Consider the following 19,444-nt stretch of genomic DNA (forward strand, 5'->3'; position numbering starts at 1 on the left):
CCGGAGTTGACTTTCACCGCCAGCCGCGGCCGCGCTCGCGGCTATGGGCGACGGCCGCCAGCACCCGCAGGCGGGAGAGTTCGAGCAGCCGGCGCATCGCCGCTTCGGCCCGTTCGCCGTCGCGCGCCAGGATGGCCGACAGCACCTCCTCGTAGGGCGCGAGATCGATCGGCGTGCCGCTGGCGTCCTTCTGCGTCAGGCTGAACGAGGCCTTCAGCGCCGTCTTCACCGCGCCGCCAATGGTCACGAACAGGCCGTTGTGGGTCGCCGCGATGATCGCCAGATGGAACTCGCTCTCGGCGCCGGCGGCCAGCGGCGCCTGATCGAGCATCGACACCATGTCGGCATAGCGCCGACAGATGCGGTCGTGGTCCTCGGCGGTGGCGTAGCGGGCGGACAGATAGCAGGCGCGCGGCTCGAAGCACTGCCGCACCTCGTAGAGATCCTCGATGATCCTTTCGTCGAACTGGGCGCTGAGCCGCCAGGACAGCACGTCGGGGTCGAGGAGGTTCCAGTCGGCGAACGGCAGCACCCGCGTGCCGAGCTTGGGCGCCACCTCGATCAGCCGCTTGGCGGCGAGATTCTTCACCGCCTCGCGCACCGTCGATCGGCTGACGCCGTATTCCTGACAAAGCTCCGCTTCGATCGGCAGCGAGTCGCCGGGGCCGAACTCGCCCGAGACGATGCGGGTGCCGATGATTCGCGCGACCTGGGCGCTCATGGTGCCGATGGTGGAATCTCTTTCGAACATGCTCTTCTTTCCCGGAGCTTCCGCCGATCGGCCCGATCCGGCCTGACCGAAAGCGGCTCTTCAGCCAACACCATTCGGAGCGTCGTCCGCCGGCCCAACCTCCGGGCCGTCGCTCGCTCTGGGGCTGCTCCCGACCGGGAAACGCCCCCTGTTCAAGTCCTTGCGCATATCCCCCGTCCCGGATCACTCCCATCCGGGCCGAATATGCTCTGGCCGTCCGGCCGACGCCCCGCCGGCTCCGGCGACACGCCCGTTCGAGGCTCCGGCGCGGGAAATATCCCGGCAAAACCCGCGCCTTCCAAGGGGCCGCGAGCCAGTTCTTACCTTTTACTCGCCGAAAATGTCCAACGCGAGGATTGACAAGCTCCCGGCTCGCCGTACAATCTTATCATCATACCATAAGAAGAAAACTGGTTTTGTGGAGGAGAATGCAGGTGAGCAGCATCGAACTGGATTCGGTGTCCAAGCGGTTCGGCTCCGTCGAGGTGATCTCGGAGCTGTCGCTGACCATCCACTCCGGCGAGTTCATCGCCTTCCTGGGGCCGTCGGGCTGCGGCAAATCCACGCTGCTGCGCATGATCGCCGGGCTGGAGACGGTCGATGGCGGCGAAATCCGCATTGGAGGGGAGCGTGTCGACAACCTTCCCCCCGGAGCGCGCGGCGTCGCCATGGTGTTCCAGCACTATGCACTCTATCCGCACATGACTGTCGCCGATAACCTGGCTTTTGGTCTCAGGAACATCGGCACGCCGAAGGACGAAATCGCCCGCCGCATTGAGGAGGCCGCCCGCATCCTGGAGATCGGCCATCTGCTCGCCCGCAAGCCGGGCCAGCTCAGCGGCGGCCAGCGCCAGCGCGTCGCCATCGGCCGCGCTCTCGTCAAGGACCCCAAGGCCTATCTGTTCGACGAGCCGCTCTCCAACCTCGACGCCGCCCTGCGCGTTCGCACCCGCGTCGAGCTGGCCCGCCTGCACCAGCAGACGCGTGCCACCACCATCTTCGTCACCCACGACCAGGTCGAGGCCATGACGCTGGCCAGCCGCATCGTGGTGATGAACGCCCGCAAGGTCGAGCAGGTCGGCTCGCCGATGGAGATCTACGGTCGCCCGGCCACCGAATTCGTCGCCCGCTTCGTCGGCTCGCCGGCCATGAATTTCCTGCCGGTGCAGATCCGCGACCGTGGCGGCCTCGCCACCGCCGCCCTCGGCGACGGTTCGATCGTCGAGACCGACGTGCCGCTCGCCGGCCTGCCGTCCGGCGGCGAGCTGCGGGTCGGCGTCCGCGCCGAGGCGATCCACGTCCGCGAGGACGGCAGCGTTCCCGGCCGCGTCGAGGTGATCGAGCGTCTCGGCGACCGCACCCACCTGCACGTCCGCCTGATGGATGGCTCGACGCTGATCGCCGAGGACAAGGGGTTCAGCCGCATCCAGCCCGGCGACACCGTGCATCTGGCCTTCGAGGGTGCCACCGCGCATCTGTTCGACGCCGCCGGCCTTGCCTATCACGCGCGCCAGTAACGGAGGGACAGATGACCGACGTCACGCTTTCCTCCGCCCGGCCCGTCGCCGCCAAGCGACCCGGCGGCGCCTCGATCGGCCCGCGCTGGACCAATGCGCTGTTCGTGGCGCCCTATATGGTGTTCTACGTCCTGCTGCTGGTTTATCCGCTGTTCAAGGGCATCTGGATGTCCTTGCTGCAGTCGGACATGTTCGACGACACGTCGAAATTCTCCGGTCTGGCCAACTACTACCGCCTGTTCAACGACAAGGTGTTCATCGGCACCGTCTGGAACACCGTGCTGTTCGTGGTGATGACGGTGCCGGTGTTCGTGGTGATCGGCCTCCTCCTGGCGCTCGCCCTCAACCGCAGCGACCGCACGGCGGCAGCCTTGCGCGCCATCTTCTTCGGCACCTCGGTGCTGTCGGTCACCATCGTCACCATCATCTGGAAGATGATGTACATGCCCGGCAATGGCGCCATCGCCAGCGTCATGCGCTACTTCGGTCTGGACCCGATCGCCTTCACCACCACGGCGTCGCTGGCGCTGCCGGCCATCGCCATCACCACCATCTGGTGGATCATCGGCCTGCCGATGATGCTGTTCCTCGCCGCCCTGCAGCAGATTCCCGGCGAACTCTACGAGGCCGCTGCCCTCGACAACGCCAGCCGCGCGCGCTCCTTCTGGTCGATCACCCTGCCGTCGATCCGGCGCACCATGCTGGTCGTCGTCATCTACGAGATCGTCGCCCAGTTCCAGCTGTTCGGCCAGGCCCAGCTGCTCACCCAGGGCGGCCCCAACAACGCCTCGCGCCCGATCGTCCAGTTCATCTACGAACAGGGCTTCCGCTCGTGGAATCTCGGCTACGCCGCCGCCGCCTCGGAAATCCTGTTCGTGATCATGGCGGTCGCCGCTCTTGCCCAGTTCTTCGCATCCCGCAAGCGCGTGGAGGAATAAGCCATGGCTGCCAGTGAACACATCGTCGGCCGCGGCATCGGCAACAAGCTGATCCTCTTCACGGTCATCCTCGTCGCCGTCTTCTGGATGCTGCCGATCGCCTGGACGCTTCTCCTGTCGTTCAAGCCCAACTCGGAGCTGATGATCTCGACGGCCTCGGCCTTCCAGCCGCCCTACACGCTCAAGAACTACACCGACATCTTCCAGTCGTCGGGCGTGTTCCGCTGGCTGTGGAACAGCGCGGTGGTGTCGGTGGGCGTCACCGCCGGCATCCTGATCCTGTCCTCGCTGGCCGGCTACGGCTTTGCCCGCGCCGAGTTCAAGGGCCGCGACGTCATCTTCATCCTGGTGCTGCTCGGCCTCGCCGTGCCGGAGCAGGCGGTGATCATCGCCCGCCACCAGATCTTCTCCGACCTGAAGATGCACAACACCTATCCGGCGATCATCCTGCCGGGCCTGTCGAGCGCCTTCGGCGTCTTCCTGATGACGCAGTATTTCAAGGCGATCCCCAAGGACATCGACGAAGCGGCGATGCTCGACAACGCCTCGCGCTTCAAGATCTTCTGGAAGGTGCTGTTGCCGCTGACCATTCCGGCCCAGGCCACCCTCGGCATCTTCTCTTTCCTCGGCGCCTGGAACGACTATCTGTGGCCGTTGATCTCGGCGACCAAGCCGGAAATGTTCACCATCACCGTCGGCATGGCCTCGACCCAGACCAACTTCGCCCAGTCCGAAGGCCTCGGCTTCCTGATGGCGCAGGCGATCTTCGCCGGCCTGCCGGTGTTCATCGTCTACCTGTTCTTCCAGAAATACATCGTCCGGGCCGTAGCCGGCGCGGCGATCAACTGATCCCCCGGAGGAGGGGATCGGGTTAGCGGAATCCAGCGCATATCCGGCCGAGCGCGAAGGATTTATCGACAGAGATCGGCCGTATTGGAGGAGGTCCAATGAGAAAGCTTTCCACCGTCCTGCTGGCGGGTCTGGTCGTCACGGCCGGCGCCGGCACCGCGCTCGCGGCCGACAAGACCGAGATCTCCGTCTCGCGCTTCTTCGGCGCCTGCGAAGCGGACTACGGCTCCGTCACCGACGTGACCAAGGCCAACGGCGAGTGCGGCATCATCACCGCGCTGATCAACAAGTTCAACGCCGAGAGCACCACCACCGTCGTCAAGCCGGAAATCGTCGAGTGGCCGGGCTACGACCAGCTCACCGCCCGCATCCGTTCGGGCGAGCCGCCGGTCATCTCGGTCATGCACGAGGCCGTCATCTCCAACTACTCGTCGCGCGGCCTGCTTGAGCCCCTCGACGAGGACTTCGCCAAGGCCGGCATCGACGTCAACGACATGACCGACGCCGCCCGCCAGGGTGTCACCAAGGACGGCAAGATCTTCGCCATGCCGTTCGACACCCACACCTGGCTGTGGCACATCAACATGAACCTCTTCAAGCAGGCCGGTCTCGTCGACGAGGCGGGCAAGCCGATCCTGCCGAAGAGCACCGAAGAGCTGTTCGCGCAGGCCGAGCAGTTCAAGCAGAAGACGGGCAAGCCCTACTTCATCTCGACGCTGGCCAACGAGACGGCCTTCTACACCCGCACCTTCGACACGCTGCTCTACCAGCAGAACGCCGACTTCTTCGCCGATCCGAACAAGGTGAACTTCTCCTCGCCGGAAGCGAAGGGCGCCCTGCAGCTGCTGTCCGACATCTACACCAAGGACTACACCACCAAGAACCAGGACTACGCGGCGTCGGTGTCGAGCTTCGCGGCCGGCGACGGTGGCGTGTTCATCTGCGGCACCTGGCTGGTCGACACCTACGACCAGGAAGCCAAGAAGGAGGGCGTCGCCCTCTCCAACGGCTACGCCGTGATGCCGTTCCCGCAGATCTATTCCGGCAGCCCGCGCGTCTGGGCCGACGGTCATAGCTGGGTGCTTCTGAAGCAGGATCTCTCCGACGCGCAGCGCGCCTCGGCGATCGAGTTCATGAAGTTCCTCTGGGACAACAACTACGAGTGGGCCCGCACCGGCCATCTGCCGATCCGCAAGTCGATCATCGACAGCGATCAGTTCAAGGCCCTGCCGTTCCGCGCCGACCTCGCCCCGCTTGCCGTCAACGGCACCGCCCTGCCGTCGGCCGTCAAGCTGCAGTTCTCGATCCAGGACATCGAGGGCGAGGAAGTCGGCTCCGCCATGCGTGGCGACAAGCCGGTCGATCAGGCTCTGGCCGACGCCGAGAGCCGCATCAACGAGCTGCTCGCCAACGCGAAGTAAGCCACGACACCCTGCCCGGCCGGTCGTTCGCGACCCGGCCGGGCGGCACCCACCGGAACCGTTCGACCAGCCGCCCGCCGGCTCCCGGACGACGACCGGCGCCGCCTGCGGCACGACCCCGGGAACGCGGCCGCCCTCCCCCGATCGCGGCGCCGCAACCTTCCGAGACCAATCAAACCCGAAAGCTGAAAGCTCATGACGTCCGCTCGTCTAATCGTCGACGCCGATTTTGCCATTTCCGATCTCGACCGCCGCGTGTTCGGCACCTTCGTCGAGCATATGGGGCGCTGCGTCTATACCGGCATCTTCGAGCCGGGCCACCCTTCCGCCGACGAGAACGGCTTCCGCCAGGACGTCGCCGAACTCACCAAGGAACTCGGCGTCACCATCGTCCGCTATCCCGGCGGCAACTTCCTGTCCGGCTATAACTGGGAAGATGGCGTCGGTCCCAAGGAGCAGCGGCCGCGCCGCCTAGACCTCGCCTGGTTCTCGACCGAGACCAACGCCTTCGGCACCAACGAATTCATCGACTGGTGCCGCCAGGTCGGCGTCGAGCCGATGTTCGGCGTCAACCTCGGCACGCGCGGCATCGACGATGCCCGCCGCTTCATCGAGTATTGCAACCATCCCGGCGGCACCGAGCTTTCCGAGATGCGCAAGAGCCACGGCTACGAGAAGCCGCACGACATCAAGTTCTGGTGCCTCGGCAACGAGATGGACGGCCCCTGGCAGATCGGCGCCAAGACGGCGGCCGAATACGGCCGCGCCGCCCACGAGACGGCCAAGGTGATGCGCTGGGTCGATCCGTCGATCGAGCTGGCCGCCTGCGGCTCGTCCAACCGCGACATGGCCACCTACGCCCGCTGGGAATACGAGGTGCTCGACCACTCGTTCGACCACGTCGACTTCATCTCGCTGCACACCTACTTCATGAACCCGCATGACTCGACCGAGGAGTTCCTCGGCAACGTCGAGCTGCTCGACTATTTCATCAAGGAAGTGGTGGCCATCGCCGACGCCGTGGCGGCCAACCGCCGCTCGCAGAAGCGCATCATGCTGTCGCTCGACGAGTGGAACGTCTGGTACAAGGCGCGCGGCCACGACGACCTCAGGAAGCCCGGCTGGCCCGAGCATCCGCCGCTGATCGAGGAGGTCTACAACACCGAGGACGCCCTGCTGATCGGTGGCGCGCTGATCACGCTGCTCAACAACGCCGACCGCGTCAAGTGCGCCTGCCTTGCCCAGCTGGTCAACATCATCGGCCCGATCATGACCGAGCAGGGTGGCCCGGCCTGGCGCCAGACCATCTTCCACCCCTTCGCGCTGACGGCGAAATACGCCCGCGGCCGGGTGCTGCGGACGCTCGCCACCTCCGGCAGCTACGCCGGCAAGACGGCCGAGGAGATGCCCTACCTGATCTCGGCCGTCACCGAGGACGAGAGCACCGGCGAGGTGGTGATCTTCGCGCTCAACCGCAATCTCGTCGAGCCGATGGACCTCAAGGTCGAGTTGCGCGGCTTCGGCGGCACGCGCGAGGTAGCCGAGGCGCTGCAGGTCTATCACCCCAACATGAAGGCGGTGAACACCAAGGACGCGCCCAACACGGTGGCGCCGGCGCCGATCAAGTCGGTCGGCATCGAGAACGACACGCTGACGGCCAAGCTGATGCCCGGCAGCTGGAACGTCATCGTCACCAAGAAGGCCTGACGCGGGGCACCGGGCGGCGGCCGCTTCCCCGGCCCCGCCTCGCCCGCCGATCGTCCGCCGCGGCGCTCCGTGTCGCCGGCGGCCGATCCGCCGGCCGGCCGTCATCGGCCGGCCAGCCCGCAGGAACGCCGCGGCCTCCCCCGGTCGCGGCGTTCGTCGTTTCGGAAGGCGGGGCAGCCGCCGGACCGCCCAGCACAACGACGAGTGCCGGCGCCGCGCCCGGAGGGTTACAAATCGCCGGCGGTCGGGATATGCATAGACGGCGCCACCGAACTTCGAGACCAACGTGAAACCGCGCACGACAATCCGTGACGTTGCCAGCAAGGCCGGCGTGTCCGTCGGCACGGTGTCGCGGGTCGTCAACGGGCACCCATCGGTCACCGAGGCCAAGAAGCGCGCCGTGCTTGACGTTATTGCCGAGCTGGGATTCCAGCCGGACGCCGCCGCGCAGAGCTTGCGACGGGGCACCAACCGCACGCTCGGCGTGGTCATTCCCGACCTGCGCAATCCGTTCTTCGCCGAACTGATGCAGCACATCGAGCTGCGCGCCAAGGAACACGGCTACAGCGTGCTGTTCGCCAGCTCCGACGAGCAGGCCGACAGCGAGGCGGAGTTGATCGCCAACCTGGTGCGCCGCAAGGTCGAGGGCGTGGTGCTGGTGCCCAGCAACCGCGCCGAGACGATCGCCAATCCCGATGGCGTGCGGCTCGTCGTCGTCGATCGGCGCGTCGCCGGCCACCCCTTCGTCGCCGCCGACCACCGGGCCGGAGCACGGATGGCCAGCGAGTATCTGGTGTCGCTCGGCCACCGGCGCATCGCCTGCATTTCCGGCCCGGAAAACTCGTTCGTCGCCCGCGAGCGGCTGGCCGGTTTCATGGATGTGATGGCCGGCCGCCTCGCCGAATCCGGGCTCGATCCGGCATCCTGCGTCATCTCCGCTCCCTTCGACTACAACGGAGGCCGCGAGGCGGCCAAGGCGCTGCTGGCCGACGGCGGTCCGCAACCGACGGCGATCTTCGCCTGCTCGGACCAGCAGGCCATCGGCGTGCTGCGCGCCGCCTTCGACCGTCGCATTGCCGTCCCGGACCAGCTGTCGGTCATCGGTTTCGACGACATCCTGATTTCCGATCTGGTGGCGCCGCGCCTGACGACGGCCGCACAGCCGGTGGCGTCGATCGCCAATTGCGCCACCGATCTGCTGATCGGCGGCGAGCCGCTCGATGCCAAGGCAAGCTATATCTTCCCTTGCACGATGGTACGGCGCGAGACCTGCGCCCCGCCGCATCGAGACAAGTAACAATCGCGGCCGGACCAACGCGCCCTGCTTTCCTTGTAAATATTGAGTATTTCCGCCCGCCTCGACTTTGGTCGGAAGGCTCCCTCTTGCCTTGATGCCGCTGTTCCATACTGATATCGTCATTTGGAAACGTTTCATCGGGCCGTACATGGGTCTGGCTCAAAGAAAACGTTCGCTTGGGAGGACATGATGACTTCATTTTCTTCGGACGGCCGGACTCTGTTCGGCGTAAGCCGCCGCCAGTTGCTGGTGGCCGGCGCCGCCGGGTCGCTGGTTCTGGTCTCGGGTGCGCTGCCGGTGTTCGCGGCGGACAAGAAGCCCAAGGTTGGCCTGGTGATGAAGTCGCTCGCCAACGAGTTCTTCAAGCAGATGCAGGCCGGCGCCGAGAAATACGCGGACGAGAACAAGGACAAGTTCGACTTTAAGGCCGTCGGCATGAAGGACGAGCGCGACTTTGCGGCCCAGGTGGATGCGGTCGAGAATTTCGTCACCCAGAAGTACGACATCATCGTCGTCGCCCCGGCCGATTCCAAGGCCATGGTCACCCCGCTGGCCAAGGCGGTGAAGGCCGGCGTCGTCGTCATCAACATCGACGTCGAGCTTGATCAGGAAGCCAAGAAGAAGGCGGGCATCGATCTCGCCTTCTTCGGGCCCGACAACCGCGAAGGCGCCCTTCTGGCCGGCAATGCGCTGGCCAAGGACCTCGGCGAAGGCGGCAAGGTGGTCATCCTGGAGGGCAATCCGGAGGCCGACAACGCCCAGCAGCGCAAGAAGGGCTTCGACGACGCCGTCGCCGCTGGCAAGCTGCAACTGCTCGACAGCAAGACGGCCCATTGGGAAACCGAGGAAGCCAACACGCTGATGACCAACTTCCTGACGAAGTACAACGACATCCAGGGCGTCATGGCCGCCAACGATTCCATGGCCCTCGGCGTCGTCAAGGCGCTCGACAGCGCCGGCCTCGCCGGCAAGATCAAGGTGGTCGGCTTCGACAACATCCCCGCCGTGCAGCCGCTGATCAAGGCCGGCAAGATGCTGGCCACCGTCGAGCAGTACGGCGCCAAGATGGCCGCCATGGGCATCGACTACGGTCTGCGCCAGATGGCCGGCGAGACGTTCACCGGCTGGGTCAAGACCGACATCAAGCTGATCACCGCCGCCGATCTCTGACCGGTTGCCGCTGGTACGATCTCCGGCCCGGCGCGGGTATTCCCCGCGCCGGGTTCCGTTCCCGGCGCGTCGGCGCATTCAGCGTGCTTCATCCATGACCACAGACCTCAACGAGACGGCGCCGGACGCCGATCACCTCTCGGCGGCGCCGGGGCAGGACAGAACCGCCGGGCCGATCCTCAGGCTCCAGGGCGTCGGCAAGCGTTTTCCGGGCGTCGTCGCCCTGCGCGACGTCAGCTTCGAGGTCCGGCGCGGCGAGGGGCACGTCTTGCTCGGCGAGAACGGCGCCGGCAAGTCGACGCTGATCAACCTGCTCGGCGGCCTGTTTCCGCCCGACGAGGGGAGCATCTGGTTCGATGGTGCGCCCTATCGCCCGGCCTCGCCGCTCGAAGCGTTCAGCAAGGGCATCCGCGTCGTCCACCAGGAACTCAATCTGCTCTCCAACCTGACGGTGGCCGAGAACCTGCTGTTCGAGCGGCTGCCGAGCCGGCGTGGCCTCGTCAATTTCCGCGAGATGAATCGCCGCGCTACCGAACTGCTGTCGGAGGTCGGCCTGGACATCTCCCCGTCGACCCTCGTCAGCCGGCTCGGCGTCGCGCAGATGCAGCTGGTGGAGATCGCCAAGGCGCTCGCCCATGAGAGCAAGTTGCTGGTGCTGGACGAGCCGACGGCGACGCTGACCTCGAAGGAGGTCGACCGGCTGTTCGAGATCCTGCACCGCCTCAAGGCGCGCAACGTCACGACGCTCTACATTTCGCATCGCCTGCAGGAGATCTACGAAGTGGGCGATCGCGTCACCGTGCTGCGCGATGGCCAGCATGTGACGACGCGGCCGCTTCAGGGGCTCGGCATTCCCGATATCGTGCGCCTGATGGTGGGCCGCACCATCGAGGATCAGGGGGTGTTTCGCGACGACGTCCAGCCGTCGGGCGAGGCGCTGGCCGTCGAGAACCTTCGCCTGACCGAAACCAGCCCGCCGATCGGCTTCTCGGTACAGCGGGGCGAAATCGTCGGCATCGCCGGTCTGGTCGGCAGCGGCCGCACCGAAGCCGTGCGGGCCATCTTCGGCGCCGATCCCAGGGCGGCCGGTACCATCAGCGTCGGCGGTCGCCCCGTCACCATCGCCTCGCCCAAGGATGCGGTCGCCGCCGGCATCTGCCTGATGACCGAGGATCGCAAGCAGCAGGGCCTGCTGCTCGACATGAGCTGCGCCGAGAACATCACCATCACCGATCTCAGGCGCCTGTCGCACCGGGGGCTGCTCGACCGCGCCGGGGAGAACGCCGCCTCGAAAAGACTGGTCGCCGGCCTGCGCATCAAGACGCCGAGCGTCTTCCACAAGGTCGGCACCTTCTCGGGCGGCAACCAGCAGAAGGTGGTGATCGCCAAGTGGCTCTACCGCGGCTCGAGCGCGCTGATCTGCGACGAGCCGACGCGCGGCATCGACGTCGGCGCCAAGGCCGAGATCTACGAGTTGATGGGGCGCCTCGCCGCCGAGGGCAAGGGCATCCTGGTGGTGTCCTCCGACCTGCCGGAGCTGATGTCGATCTGCCATCGCATCCTGGTCTTCTCCAAGGGGCGCATCGCCGGCGAAGTGCCGCGCGCCGAATTCGACCAGAACCGCATTCTCTCGCTTGCCTATGAGGAGTATGGACGTGCCCGAGGGAACTGAACGCGCCGACGGGCGCAAGACCGGATCGGTGTGGGACAACGTCCTGCGCATCTCCATGCGCGAAGCGGGGGTTGCCATCGCGCTGGTGATCATCGTGCTGTTCTTCTCGGCAACCGCGCCCTATTTCGCGACCCCGGAAAACTTCCTGAAGATCTTCGTGCAGATCGCCATCAACACCGTGCTGGCCGCCGGCATGACCTTCGTCATCCTGACCGGCGGCATCGATCTGTCGGTCGGTTCGGTTCTGGCATTGTGCACGGTGATCGGCGCCACCATCATGGTCGACGAGAGCCTGTCGCCCTGGGTATCGATCCCGCTGGCGCTTGTCGCCTGCATGGCCACGGGCGCCGCCTGCGGTGCCGTCAACGGCTGGATCTGCGAGACCTGGAAGGTCCCCTCCTTCATCGTCACGCTCGGCATGCTCAACGTGGCGAGCGGTCTCGCCCGCGTGGTGTCGGGCAACTCCACCATCACCGGCCTGCCGCAGTCCTTCGTCGATTTCGGCAACGAGATCTACTTCGGCGTCTTCCCGTCCATCTTCCTGGTGGCGATCATCGTCATCCTGATCGGCTGGTTCATCCTGCGCTTCACGGTGTTCGGCCGGTTCGTCTTCGCCATCGGCACCAACGAGGAGGCGGTCCGCCTGTCGGGCCACAATCCCCGCGTCTTCAAGATCGCCGTGTTCACGCTGAGCGGGCTGACCGCCGGCATCGCCGCCATGGTCTACCTGTTGCGCCTCAATGTCGGCAGCCCGATCGCCGGCAGCGGCTACGAACTCAACGCCATCGCGGCGGTGATCATCGGCGGCACATCGCTGTCGGGCGGCAAGGGCTCGATCATCGGCACGCTGGTCGGCGCCTGCATCCTGCAAGTGCTGGCGACCGGCCTGCAGTTGCTCGGCGCCGAAGACAACGTCAAGCCGATCGTCATCGGCACGGTCATCGTCCTCGCCGTCGTCCTCGACACCTATCGCAACCGCCTGCTGCGCGTGCTCGAGTCGCGCTGAGGAAATCCCGGCCGCGACGGCATCGCTCACACCGAACTCCACGGCCGAAAGGCCGGACGGAGCCAATAGGTTCGCCGCCATCGCGGCGGTCCGAAACGGGCAATGAAAACCGCCGCCGACCGCATCGGCCGACCGCTCTTCATCGCGTCGATCTGAGTGAAATGTTTGGCACTCCCAACCGGACTCGAACCGGTGTTTTCGCCGTGAGAGGGCGACGTCCTAGACCGCTAGACGATGGGAGCGCGGTGCGCTTTTGCAAGCGTGGGGCGGATATAGCGAAGCCCGTGGGAGAGCGCAAGCGGGAATTTCATTTTCCGGCCCGGCTTTCCAAGGCGATTCTCCAAGGATCTGATCCTGCTGCCGGTTTGCCGCTCCGACCGGTGGTCGGAGCGCGGATTGCCGTCTTTCGCCCGCAGCTCCAGCCGGCGTCATTCCCCCGCCCGGCCGACTTGCCGCTGGACATCGGCGCCGCCAGCGGCCATAACAGGCCCGTTCCGAGGGGTGTCCTCCATCCGGGAGGGCTGAGATGATCCGCGTGGCGGATCGAACCCTTCGAACCTGATCCGGGTCATACCGGCGAAGGGACGGAACCTCATGGCCCCGCCGCGCTGCTCGCGGCCCATCGGCCATGCTTCCCCCGACGCCGCCGGCCCGCCGCCCTTTGCGGGGCGACATGTGACGGGGGGTCCGATGGCGCGCTCAAAGACTGTCCTGGCGACCGGCCGCGGCGTCGCCGTGCAGGCCCTGCTGTCCTTCGGCGTCGTGCTCGTCCTCTGGCAAGCGGCGGCGAGCGCCCTGGCCCTGCCCGCCTTTCTGCTGCCATCGCCGGCCGATGTCGTCGGTGCCTACGCCGCCTACGGCTCGCGCCTTGTTGCCGAAGCCGGCGTCACGCTGCTGGAGACGCTGATCGGCCTTGTCGCCGGCGTCGCCTTCGGCATCCTCGCCGGGCTCGCCACCTCCGCCTCGCCGCTCCTCCATCGGCTGCTGTCGCCGATCCTGGTGGTCAGCCAGGCGCTGCCGGTGTTCGCGCTGGCGCCGCTCCTGGTGCTGTGGTTCGGCTTCGGCCTCGCCTCCAAGGTGGTGATGACCAGCCTGGTCATCTTCTTCCCCGTTGCCTCGGCCTTCGCCGACGGCCTCCGCCGCACGCCGCCGCACTTCCTCGACCTCGCCCGCCTCAACGGCGCCGGCCGCCTCAGGACGCTGCGGCTCATCCGCGTGCCGGCGGCGCTGCCGGCGCTCACCACCGGCATCCGCGTCGCCGCCGTCTACGCGCCGATCGGCGCGGTGATCGGCGAGTGGGTCGGCGCCTCGCGCGGCCTCGGCCTTCTGATGGTGCAGGCCAACGCCCGCATGCAGACGCCGCTGTTGTTCGCCGCCCTCGGCATGCTGGCCGCCGCGACGCTGCTCCTCAAGATCGCCGTCGACCGGCTGATGCTCCGCCTCATTCCCTGGATCGAGAAAGACTGACACAAGAAAGGACTTCGCCCGTGCGCCTTCTCCCCGCCCTTGCCGCTCTCGTGCTCGCCGCGGCACCGGCCGCCGCCGCCGACAAGCTGACCGTGCTGCTCGACTGGTTCGTCAACCCCGACCACGCGCCGCTGGTGGTGGCCGCCGAGAAGGGGCTGTTCGCCGCCCATGGTCTCGACGTCGACCTCGTCGTTCCGGCGGACCCGTCGGCGCCGCCGCGCCTCGTCGCCGCCGGCAAGGCCGACGTCGCCCTGCACTACCAGCCGAGCCTCGCTCTCGACGTCGACGCCGGCCTGCCGCTCGTCCGCTTCGGCACGCTGATCGAGACGCCGCTCAACACGCTGATCGTGCTGAAGGACGGCCCGGTGAAGACGCTCTCCGACCTCAAGGGCCGCACCATCGGCTATTCGGTGTCCGGCTTCGAGGATGCCATGCTCGGCCAGTTCCTGAAGAGCGCCGGCCTCAAGCTCGACGACGTGACGCTGGTCAACGTCAATTTCGCGCTGTCGGCCTCGCTGCTGGCCGGCCAGGTCGACGCGGTGGTCGGCGGCTACCGCAATTTCGAACTCAACCAGATGAAGATCGAGGGGCACGAGGGTCTGGCCTTCTACCCCGAGGAACACGGCATGCCGGCCTATGACGAGCTGATCTACGTGGCGAACCGGGATCTTGTCGGCGACAAGCGCCTGCCGGAGTTCCTCGCCGCCGTCGAGGAGGCGACCATCTACCTCACCAACCACCCGGACGACGCCTGGGCGCTGTTCGTGAAGGCCCACCCCGACCTCGACGACGACCTCAACCGCCGCGCCTGGGCCGACACGCTGCCGCGCTTCGCCAAGCGTCCGGCGGCGCTCGACGCCGGCCGCTACGACCGGTTCATGCGGTTCATGAAGGATGCCGGCCTCGTCAAAGAGGTACCGCCGGTCGAGACCTACGCGGTGGAACTGAGGTGAGGCTCACACCTTGCCGACGGCCTGAAACCTGATCGGCGCGGCGCAGCCGGTGTCGTGGCGACACACTTCAGCGTCAGCGCCGCCGGGCGGCTCGAAATCGGTGTCGATGGCGAAGCGGACGCCGGCCAGCACGTCGTCGATGCGCGGACGGGCCATCGGCATGGTCTGGACCATGCCGGCGTAAAGGCGGCCGTCGGGCTTGATGAAGAACATCGCCGGCTCGACATACCAGTCGGGCTCCTCGACGCCGTCGATGATCTTGCCGTGTCCTTCGCTGAGATAGAGGCCCCAATCGCGCGCCTGGTCGAGCGTCAGCCCCCAGCAGACCGTCAGTTCGTCGAGATGCCAGTCGCGCGCCGCCTGCTCGGCCCGCTCGAGACTGTCCGCCGAGATGGCCAGCACGCGCACGCCGAGCTTGCGGAATTCCTCGTAACGCGCCTCGTAGGCCTGCAGCTGCGCCTTGCAGAAGGAGCAATGCAGACCGCGATAGAACAGCACCAGCGTGAAATGCTTGGGCTTCTGGTCGCACAGCCGCCAGCACGGACCGCCGACGGTCTCCACCCTGAGCGGGGGAACCGGATGGTTCGGGATGAGACGGGCGGAGGTGGACATCGGAACGCGCTACTCGCAGGGCTTGCCGCATGGGTATACGACAGGAATGGCGCCAATCGCCACTCTTGGCAACCGTTCTAATCTGCTAATTGCGCGTTCACGGGGAAAGAAGCCGGCCATCACGTTTCGCGGAGGATGCCGGAAAATCGGCATAAGTCTTGCGTTGGAGCCTGAAAACCGGGCAGAGGCGGCCGATCAGCCGGCGAGGCCGGGGATATCCAGCCCGAGGGCGATGGCCACCAGGATGGCATTGAGCGCCAGCACGGCGGCGGTGGCCGCGATGGCGAGGCCGTCGGTCAGCCGGCTGTTGGCATAGGGGCCCATGATGTCGGCGCGGCGGGTGAGCAGCACCAGCGCGATCATCGGCACCGGCAGCGACAGCGACAGCACAACCTGACTGATCACCAGCGCCTCGGTGGCGTTGACGCCGGCCGCCACCACCGCGAAGGCCGGCAGCATGGTGACGAGGCGACGCAGGATCACCGGGATCTCGATGCGGACGAAGCCCTGCATGATCATCTGCCCGGCCATGGTGCCGACCACCGACGAGGAGACGCCCGAGGCGATCAGCGACACCAGGAATACGGCGGCGGCGGCGCCACCCAGCAGCGGGGTCAGGGTGTGATAGGCGGTTTCGATCTCGGCAACGTCGCTGTGGCCGGCGTGGAAGGCCGAGGCGGCCATCATCACCATGGCGATGTTGACGAGGCCGGCCACGGCGAGGGCGGCCACCACTTCGATGTTGGAGAACTTCAGCACCTTCTTCCGCTCGCCCTCGTTGCGGACGGGCGCCCGGTGCTGGGTGAGGCCGGAGTGCAGGTAGACGGCGTGCGGCATGACGGTGGCGCCGATGATGCCGACGGCCAGCGTCAGGGCACCGGCGTCCGGCAGCACGGGGGTGATGGCGCCGACGCCGGCCGCCGCCCAGTCGACCGGGGCGATCACCATCTCGATCAGGTAGCTGACGCCGATGACGCCGACGAGGCCGCCGATGATCAGTTCCATCGGCCGGTAGCCGCCGCGATCGAACATCAGGAGGGCATAGGTGACGACGGCGGTGATCGCCATGCCGGTGAGGAGCGAGGTGCCGAACAGCAGCGACAGGCCGATCGCCCCGCCCAGGAACTCGGCGAGGTCGGTGGCCATGGCGGCGATCTCGGCGACGATCCACATGACGACCACCACCGGGAAGGGGAAGTGGTCGCGGCTCATTTCGGCGAGGTTGCGGCCGGTGACGATGCCGAGCTTGGCCGACAGCGCCTGGAACAGCATGGCGACGAGGTTGGCCAGCACCACCACCCAGATCAGCGCGTAGCCGTAGCCGGCACCGGCGGCGATGTTGGTGGCGTAGTTGCCGGGGTCCATGTAGGCGATCGAGGCGATCACCGCCGGGCCGACGAAGGCCAGCATCGCCCTGGGTCCCTTCAGCCGGCCGGCCAGCACCTCGCCGATGACGGTCGATGTGCGATTGGTCATTCCGGTGGGAAGAGTACCAAGGGTGGACTGGGAAACGACGGACATCGCGAACACCTAGGGAGTTACCTACGCCCTGAAATATAGCAAAGGCTACATTTCCGTCAAGCGAATTGCGAGTGACTTGCAATAAAAACTGTGCCGTTCGCCGATGGTTCCCTGGAGGGCGTTGGCTCGATGACGGACAGGCCCGGCAGGTCCGTGCTACGCTCGCCTTCGACGGAACCTTGAGGGTCCGCGCCCTGCCCGCCTCCGACGAGGCAGGGCGTCGGCGACGTGGGTGCCATGCCGACGCCACCACAGCGGCGGCTGGAGCAAACGCTCCGACCCGACGAGGTCGGCGATTCCGCGCGCATGCCGCCTCCGCTCGCCTCGCTGCCACCTCCACCCCGACCGTTACCACCTTTGTTCTACCGCCGCCCTTGCCCCCTTGCCTCTGATTGTCGATTGCAAATCGTAGCCGGGGCTGCATAGTGTGCCACCGGAAGGAAGCGAGGCGATTCCGCCGGGAGGGAGCGGAGAAAATCCGCCGGCAACGAGGACCGAAGCCATGTCGAAGGAAGATCTGCCCGCCTCCGAAGAGGACACCCCGCCGGGGGCGAGCGACGCCGACCGCTTCACCAACGCCCGCGCCAACCGCTCGACGGCGCTGTTCGAGGACTATACCGAGCTGATCGCCGACCTCGCCGAGGAGTTCGGCGAGGCGCGCATCACCGACATCGCCCGCCGCCTCGGCGTCACCCATCCGACGGCCAACAAGGCGGTGCTCCGGCTGAAGCGCGAGGGCCTCGTCGTCTCCCGTCCCTATCGCGGCGTGTTCCTCACCGAGGCCGGCGCCGCCATGGCGCAACGGGTGAAGGCCCGCCACCGGCTGGTCGTCCGCCTGCTGCTCGCCGTCGGCGTGCCGCCGGAGGCCGCCGAGATGGACGCCGAGGGCATGGAGCACTACGTCTCCGAGACGACGCTGAAGGCCTTCGAGGCCTATCTCGCCGGCAAGGACTGAGGCGGCCGGCCCCGGCATTGACAACCACCCCGCGAGGTTCTACTTCCCCGTCCGGTCGCTGGCGCCGGCCGCCCGCATCAATGGTGAAGCCAGCCTTTCGTCTCCATCGGTCTTCGCGCTCCGACGTGCGGCAATGCGGGCCCCTCATCTCGTTGCTGGAGCGCACCAGGAGGCGAGGTCATGTCCGACCGAGACCAGACGAATCCCTATCTCCACGGCTCGCTGACGCGGGTCTTCCTGCGCACCGCCGCGCCGATCGTGCTGTTCATGACGGTGAGCGGCCTCTACACCGTGGTCGACGCCCTGCTGCTCGGCCGCCTCGCCGGCCCCAAGGCGCTGACCGCCGTGACGCTGATGTTCCCGGTGATGATGCTGATCGTCGCCTTGCAGAGCATGGTGTCGTCGGGCATGGCGTCGATCGTCGGCCGCCGGATCGGCGCCGGCGACATCGGCGCCGCCGAGGGCAGCGTCAACGCCGCCAGCCTCATGGCCGCCGTCGTCTGCGGCCTGCTGATCGTCGCGCTCATCTTCGCCGGCGGACCGCTGACGGGCGCGCTGTCGGAGGGCGATCCCGAGATCGCCCGCATGGGCTTCGTCTTCACCGCCATCATGGTGGTGTTCTCGCCGATGAGCTTCTTCCTGTCGATCCAGGGCGACGCCCTGCGCTCGGAGGGCAAGGTCGGCACCATGGCGCTGGTGGCCATCGGCGTGACGCTGCTCAACATCGTCTTCAACTACATCCTGATCGGCCCGTTCGGCCTCGGCGTCGCCGGTTCGGCCGCCGGCACGGTGCTGGCGCAGACGGTGGCGATCGCCGTCGTCGTCTGGCTCCGCCTCACCGGCCGGACGCGGCTGCCGCTCTACGCCCGCGGCACCGGCTCGCTGATCGGCAACTGGAAGGAAATACTCGCCCTCGGCGCGCCGCCGTCGCTGGGCCTTCTCGGCATCAGCCTGTCGAGCGGCCTGATCATCGCCGACATCCAGCTCTGGTCGACCGCCGATCCGGCCGCCACGGTCGCCGCCTACGGCGTCGTCACCCGCATCATGACCTTCGCCTTCCTGCCGCTGCTCGGCGTCTCCATGGCCTGCCAGTCGATCGCCGGCAACAACTTCGGCGCCGGCCGCGGCGACCGGGTGCGGGCGACGCTGAAGATCGCCTTCGGCGCCGCCGTGGTCTACGCCGCCGCCTTCGAGGCGGTGTTCGTGCTGCTGGCCCGGCCGGTCGGCGGCTGGTTCGTCGACGATGCCAGGGTGATCGCCGAGGTGGCGCGGGTCATGCCGATCACCACGGTCACCTACGTGCTGTCGGCGCCGCTGATGATCCTCGGCGCCTACTACCAGGCGCTCGGCATGGCCGGCAGCGCGGCCATCCTCAACCTCGTCCGCACCTATGTCATCGGCCTGCCGCTCCTGGCGCTGTTGCCCTTCGCGGCCGGCGAGATCGGCATCTGGATCGCCTATCCGGTCGGCGACGTCGCCATGCTGGCCGTGGTGGCGGCGCTCCTCGTCTGGAACGCCCGTCGCCGCCGCCTCGCCTGGGGCCTCTTCCACGCGACGGCCGCCTGAGAAACGAAAGGGCCGCCGCGGGTTGCCGCGACGGCCCTTCCT

At 67.1% G+C, this 19,444-nt stretch carries 16 protein-coding genes, 1 tRNA gene and 1 riboswitch; of the genes, 13 read left to right on the forward strand and 4 right to left on the reverse strand.

Annotation, left to right across the window (positions count from 1 at the left end; all coding sequences use genetic code 11):
- Positions 1-13: 13 nt before the first annotated feature.
- Positions 14-751, reverse strand: coding sequence for a FadR/GntR family transcriptional regulator (locus H512_RS24005; RefSeq protein WP_053239862.1), 738 nt, complete (start codon positions 749-751; stop codon positions 14-16).
- A gap of 434 nt (positions 752-1,185) precedes the next feature.
- Between H512_RS24005 and H512_RS0113655 the strand changes: the two genes are divergently transcribed.
- The 9 genes from H512_RS0113655 (at position 1,186) to H512_RS0113695 (ending at position 12,328) form a co-directional block, all read left to right on the forward strand.
- Positions 1,186-2,268, forward strand: a complete 1,083-nt coding sequence (locus H512_RS0113655; RefSeq protein ID WP_026783934.1) for an ABC transporter ATP-binding protein — start codon at positions 1,186-1,188, stop codon at positions 2,266-2,268.
- Positions 2,269-2,279: 11 nt separating this feature from the next.
- Positions 2,280-3,206: a carbohydrate ABC transporter permease gene (locus H512_RS0113660; protein ID WP_026783935.1), complete on the forward strand. Its 927-nt coding sequence runs from the start codon at positions 2,280-2,282 to the stop codon at positions 3,204-3,206.
- A gap of 3 nt (positions 3,207-3,209) precedes the next feature.
- Complete coding sequence (locus tag H512_RS0113665; protein WP_026783936.1) at positions 3,210-4,055, forward strand: carbohydrate ABC transporter permease; 846 nt, start codon at positions 3,210-3,212, stop codon at positions 4,053-4,055.
- Positions 4,056-4,153: 98 nt separating this feature from the next.
- Entirely contained in the window at positions 4,154-5,476 is a 1,323-nt protein-coding gene (locus tag H512_RS0113670; RefSeq protein WP_026783937.1) for an extracellular solute-binding protein, read from the forward strand.
- Between the two features lie 195 nt (positions 5,477-5,671).
- On the forward strand, positions 5,672-7,183 hold the full coding sequence (gene arfA, locus H512_RS0113675) for an arabinosylfuranosidase ArfA (RefSeq protein ID WP_026783938.1): 1,512 nt from the start codon (positions 5,672-5,674) through the stop codon (positions 7,181-7,183).
- Positions 7,184-7,469: 286 nt separating this feature from the next.
- A complete protein-coding gene (locus tag H512_RS0113680) occupies positions 7,470-8,480 on the forward strand; it encodes a LacI family DNA-binding transcriptional regulator (protein ID WP_026783939.1) in 1,011 nt (336 codons plus the stop codon).
- A gap of 186 nt (positions 8,481-8,666) precedes the next feature.
- Positions 8,667-9,650: a sugar ABC transporter substrate-binding protein gene (locus H512_RS0113685; RefSeq protein WP_245585412.1), complete on the forward strand. Its 984-nt coding sequence runs from the start codon at positions 8,667-8,669 to the stop codon at positions 9,648-9,650.
- 94 nt (positions 9,651-9,744) lie between these two features.
- Positions 9,745-11,322: a sugar ABC transporter ATP-binding protein gene (locus tag H512_RS0113690; RefSeq protein WP_084798485.1), complete on the forward strand. Its 1,578-nt coding sequence runs from the start codon at positions 9,745-9,747 to the stop codon at positions 11,320-11,322.
- The gene (locus H512_RS0113695; protein WP_425414179.1) at positions 11,306-12,328 is read left to right on the forward strand and encodes an ABC transporter permease; all 1,023 of its coding nucleotides are present in this window, start codon (positions 11,306-11,308) and stop codon (positions 12,326-12,328) included. The genes H512_RS0113690 and H512_RS0113695 overlap by 17 nt, the downstream gene beginning before the upstream one ends.
- A gap of 166 nt (positions 12,329-12,494) precedes the next feature.
- Here the strand turns inward: H512_RS0113695 and H512_RS0113700 are convergent.
- A tRNA-Glu gene (locus H512_RS0113700) sits at positions 12,495-12,570 on the reverse strand.
- A gap of 245 nt (positions 12,571-12,815) precedes the next feature.
- Positions 12,816-12,930: riboswitch (TPP riboswitch) on the forward strand.
- Between the two features lie 88 nt (positions 12,931-13,018).
- Between H512_RS0113700 and H512_RS0113710 the strand changes: the two genes are divergently transcribed.
- A complete protein-coding gene (locus H512_RS0113710; RefSeq protein ID WP_036791720.1) occupies positions 13,019-13,795 on the forward strand; it encodes an ABC transporter permease in 777 nt (258 codons plus the stop codon).
- A gap of 20 nt (positions 13,796-13,815) precedes the next feature.
- The gene (locus H512_RS0113715) at positions 13,816-14,748 is read left to right on the forward strand and encodes an ABC transporter substrate-binding protein (RefSeq protein WP_026783945.1); all 933 of its coding nucleotides are present in this window, start codon (positions 13,816-13,818) and stop codon (positions 14,746-14,748) included.
- A 3-nt stretch (positions 14,749-14,751) separates the two neighbouring features.
- Here H512_RS0113715 and H512_RS24010 read toward each other — a convergent pair whose 3' ends face one another.
- Together H512_RS24010 and H512_RS0113725 are read right to left on the reverse strand one after the other, a co-directional pair.
- Positions 14,752-15,360 carry a redoxin domain-containing protein gene (locus tag H512_RS24010; protein ID WP_053239864.1) on the reverse strand — a complete coding sequence of 203 codons (609 nt, stop codon included), beginning with the start codon at positions 15,358-15,360 and terminating at the stop codon, positions 14,752-14,754.
- Between the two features lie 195 nt (positions 15,361-15,555).
- On the reverse strand, positions 15,556-16,881 hold the full coding sequence (locus tag H512_RS0113725) for an Nramp family divalent metal transporter (protein WP_053239865.1): 1,326 nt from the start codon (positions 16,879-16,881) through the stop codon (positions 15,556-15,558).
- Between the two features lie 502 nt (positions 16,882-17,383).
- Between H512_RS0113725 and mntR the strand changes: the two genes are divergently transcribed.
- Both mntR and H512_RS0113735 read left to right on the forward strand, forming a co-directional pair.
- Positions 17,384-17,836 (forward strand): manganese-binding transcriptional regulator MntR, encoded by a 453-nt coding sequence (gene mntR, locus H512_RS0113730; protein ID WP_156899491.1) that lies wholly within the window; start codon positions 17,384-17,386, stop codon positions 17,834-17,836.
- A 180-nt stretch (positions 17,837-18,016) separates the two neighbouring features.
- A complete protein-coding gene (locus H512_RS0113735) occupies positions 18,017-19,402 on the forward strand; it encodes an MATE family efflux transporter (protein WP_026783948.1) in 1,386 nt (461 codons plus the stop codon).
- Positions 19,403-19,444: the final 42 nt, after the last annotated feature.

This window comes from Pleomorphomonas koreensis DSM 23070, assembly GCF_000425185.1.
Taxonomy (GTDB): Bacteria; Pseudomonadota; Alphaproteobacteria; order Rhizobiales; family Pleomorphomonadaceae; genus Pleomorphomonas; species Pleomorphomonas koreensis.

What these genes read in the sequence shown, in the direction of transcription:
- H512_RS24005 (WP_053239862.1), bottom strand. Translation starts at nt 751, where the DNA reads ATGTTCGAAAGAGATTCCACCATCGGCACCATGAGCGCCCAGGTCGCG.
- H512_RS0113660 (WP_026783935.1), top strand. Translation starts at nt 2,280, where the DNA reads ATGACCGACGTCACGCTTTCCTCCGCCCGGCCCGTCGCCGCCAAGCGA.
- H512_RS0113665 (WP_026783936.1), top strand. Translation starts at nt 3,210, where the DNA reads ATGGCTGCCAGTGAACACATCGTCGGCCGCGGCATCGGCAACAAGCTG.
- H512_RS0113670 (WP_026783937.1), top strand. Translation starts at nt 4,154, where the DNA reads ATGAGAAAGCTTTCCACCGTCCTGCTGGCGGGTCTGGTCGTCACGGCC.
- arfA (WP_026783938.1), top strand. Translation starts at nt 5,672, where the DNA reads ATGACGTCCGCTCGTCTAATCGTCGACGCCGATTTTGCCATTTCCGAT.
- H512_RS0113685 (WP_245585412.1), top strand. Translation starts at nt 8,667, where the DNA reads ATGATGACTTCATTTTCTTCGGACGGCCGGACTCTGTTCGGCGTAAGC.
- H512_RS0113690 (WP_084798485.1), top strand. Translation starts at nt 9,745, where the DNA reads ATGACCACAGACCTCAACGAGACGGCGCCGGACGCCGATCACCTCTCG.
- H512_RS0113710 (WP_036791720.1), top strand. Translation starts at nt 13,019, where the DNA reads ATGGCGCGCTCAAAGACTGTCCTGGCGACCGGCCGCGGCGTCGCCGTG.
- H512_RS24010 (WP_053239864.1), bottom strand. Translation starts at nt 15,360, where the DNA reads ATGTCCACCTCCGCCCGTCTCATCCCGAACCATCCGGTTCCCCCGCTC.
- H512_RS0113725 (WP_053239865.1), bottom strand. Translation starts at nt 16,881, where the DNA reads ATGTCCGTCGTTTCCCAGTCCACCCTTGGTACTCTTCCCACCGGAATG.
- mntR (WP_156899491.1), top strand. Translation starts at nt 17,384, where the DNA reads ATGTCGAAGGAAGATCTGCCCGCCTCCGAAGAGGACACCCCGCCGGGG.
- H512_RS0113735 (WP_026783948.1), top strand. Translation starts at nt 18,017, where the DNA reads ATGTCCGACCGAGACCAGACGAATCCCTATCTCCACGGCTCGCTGACG.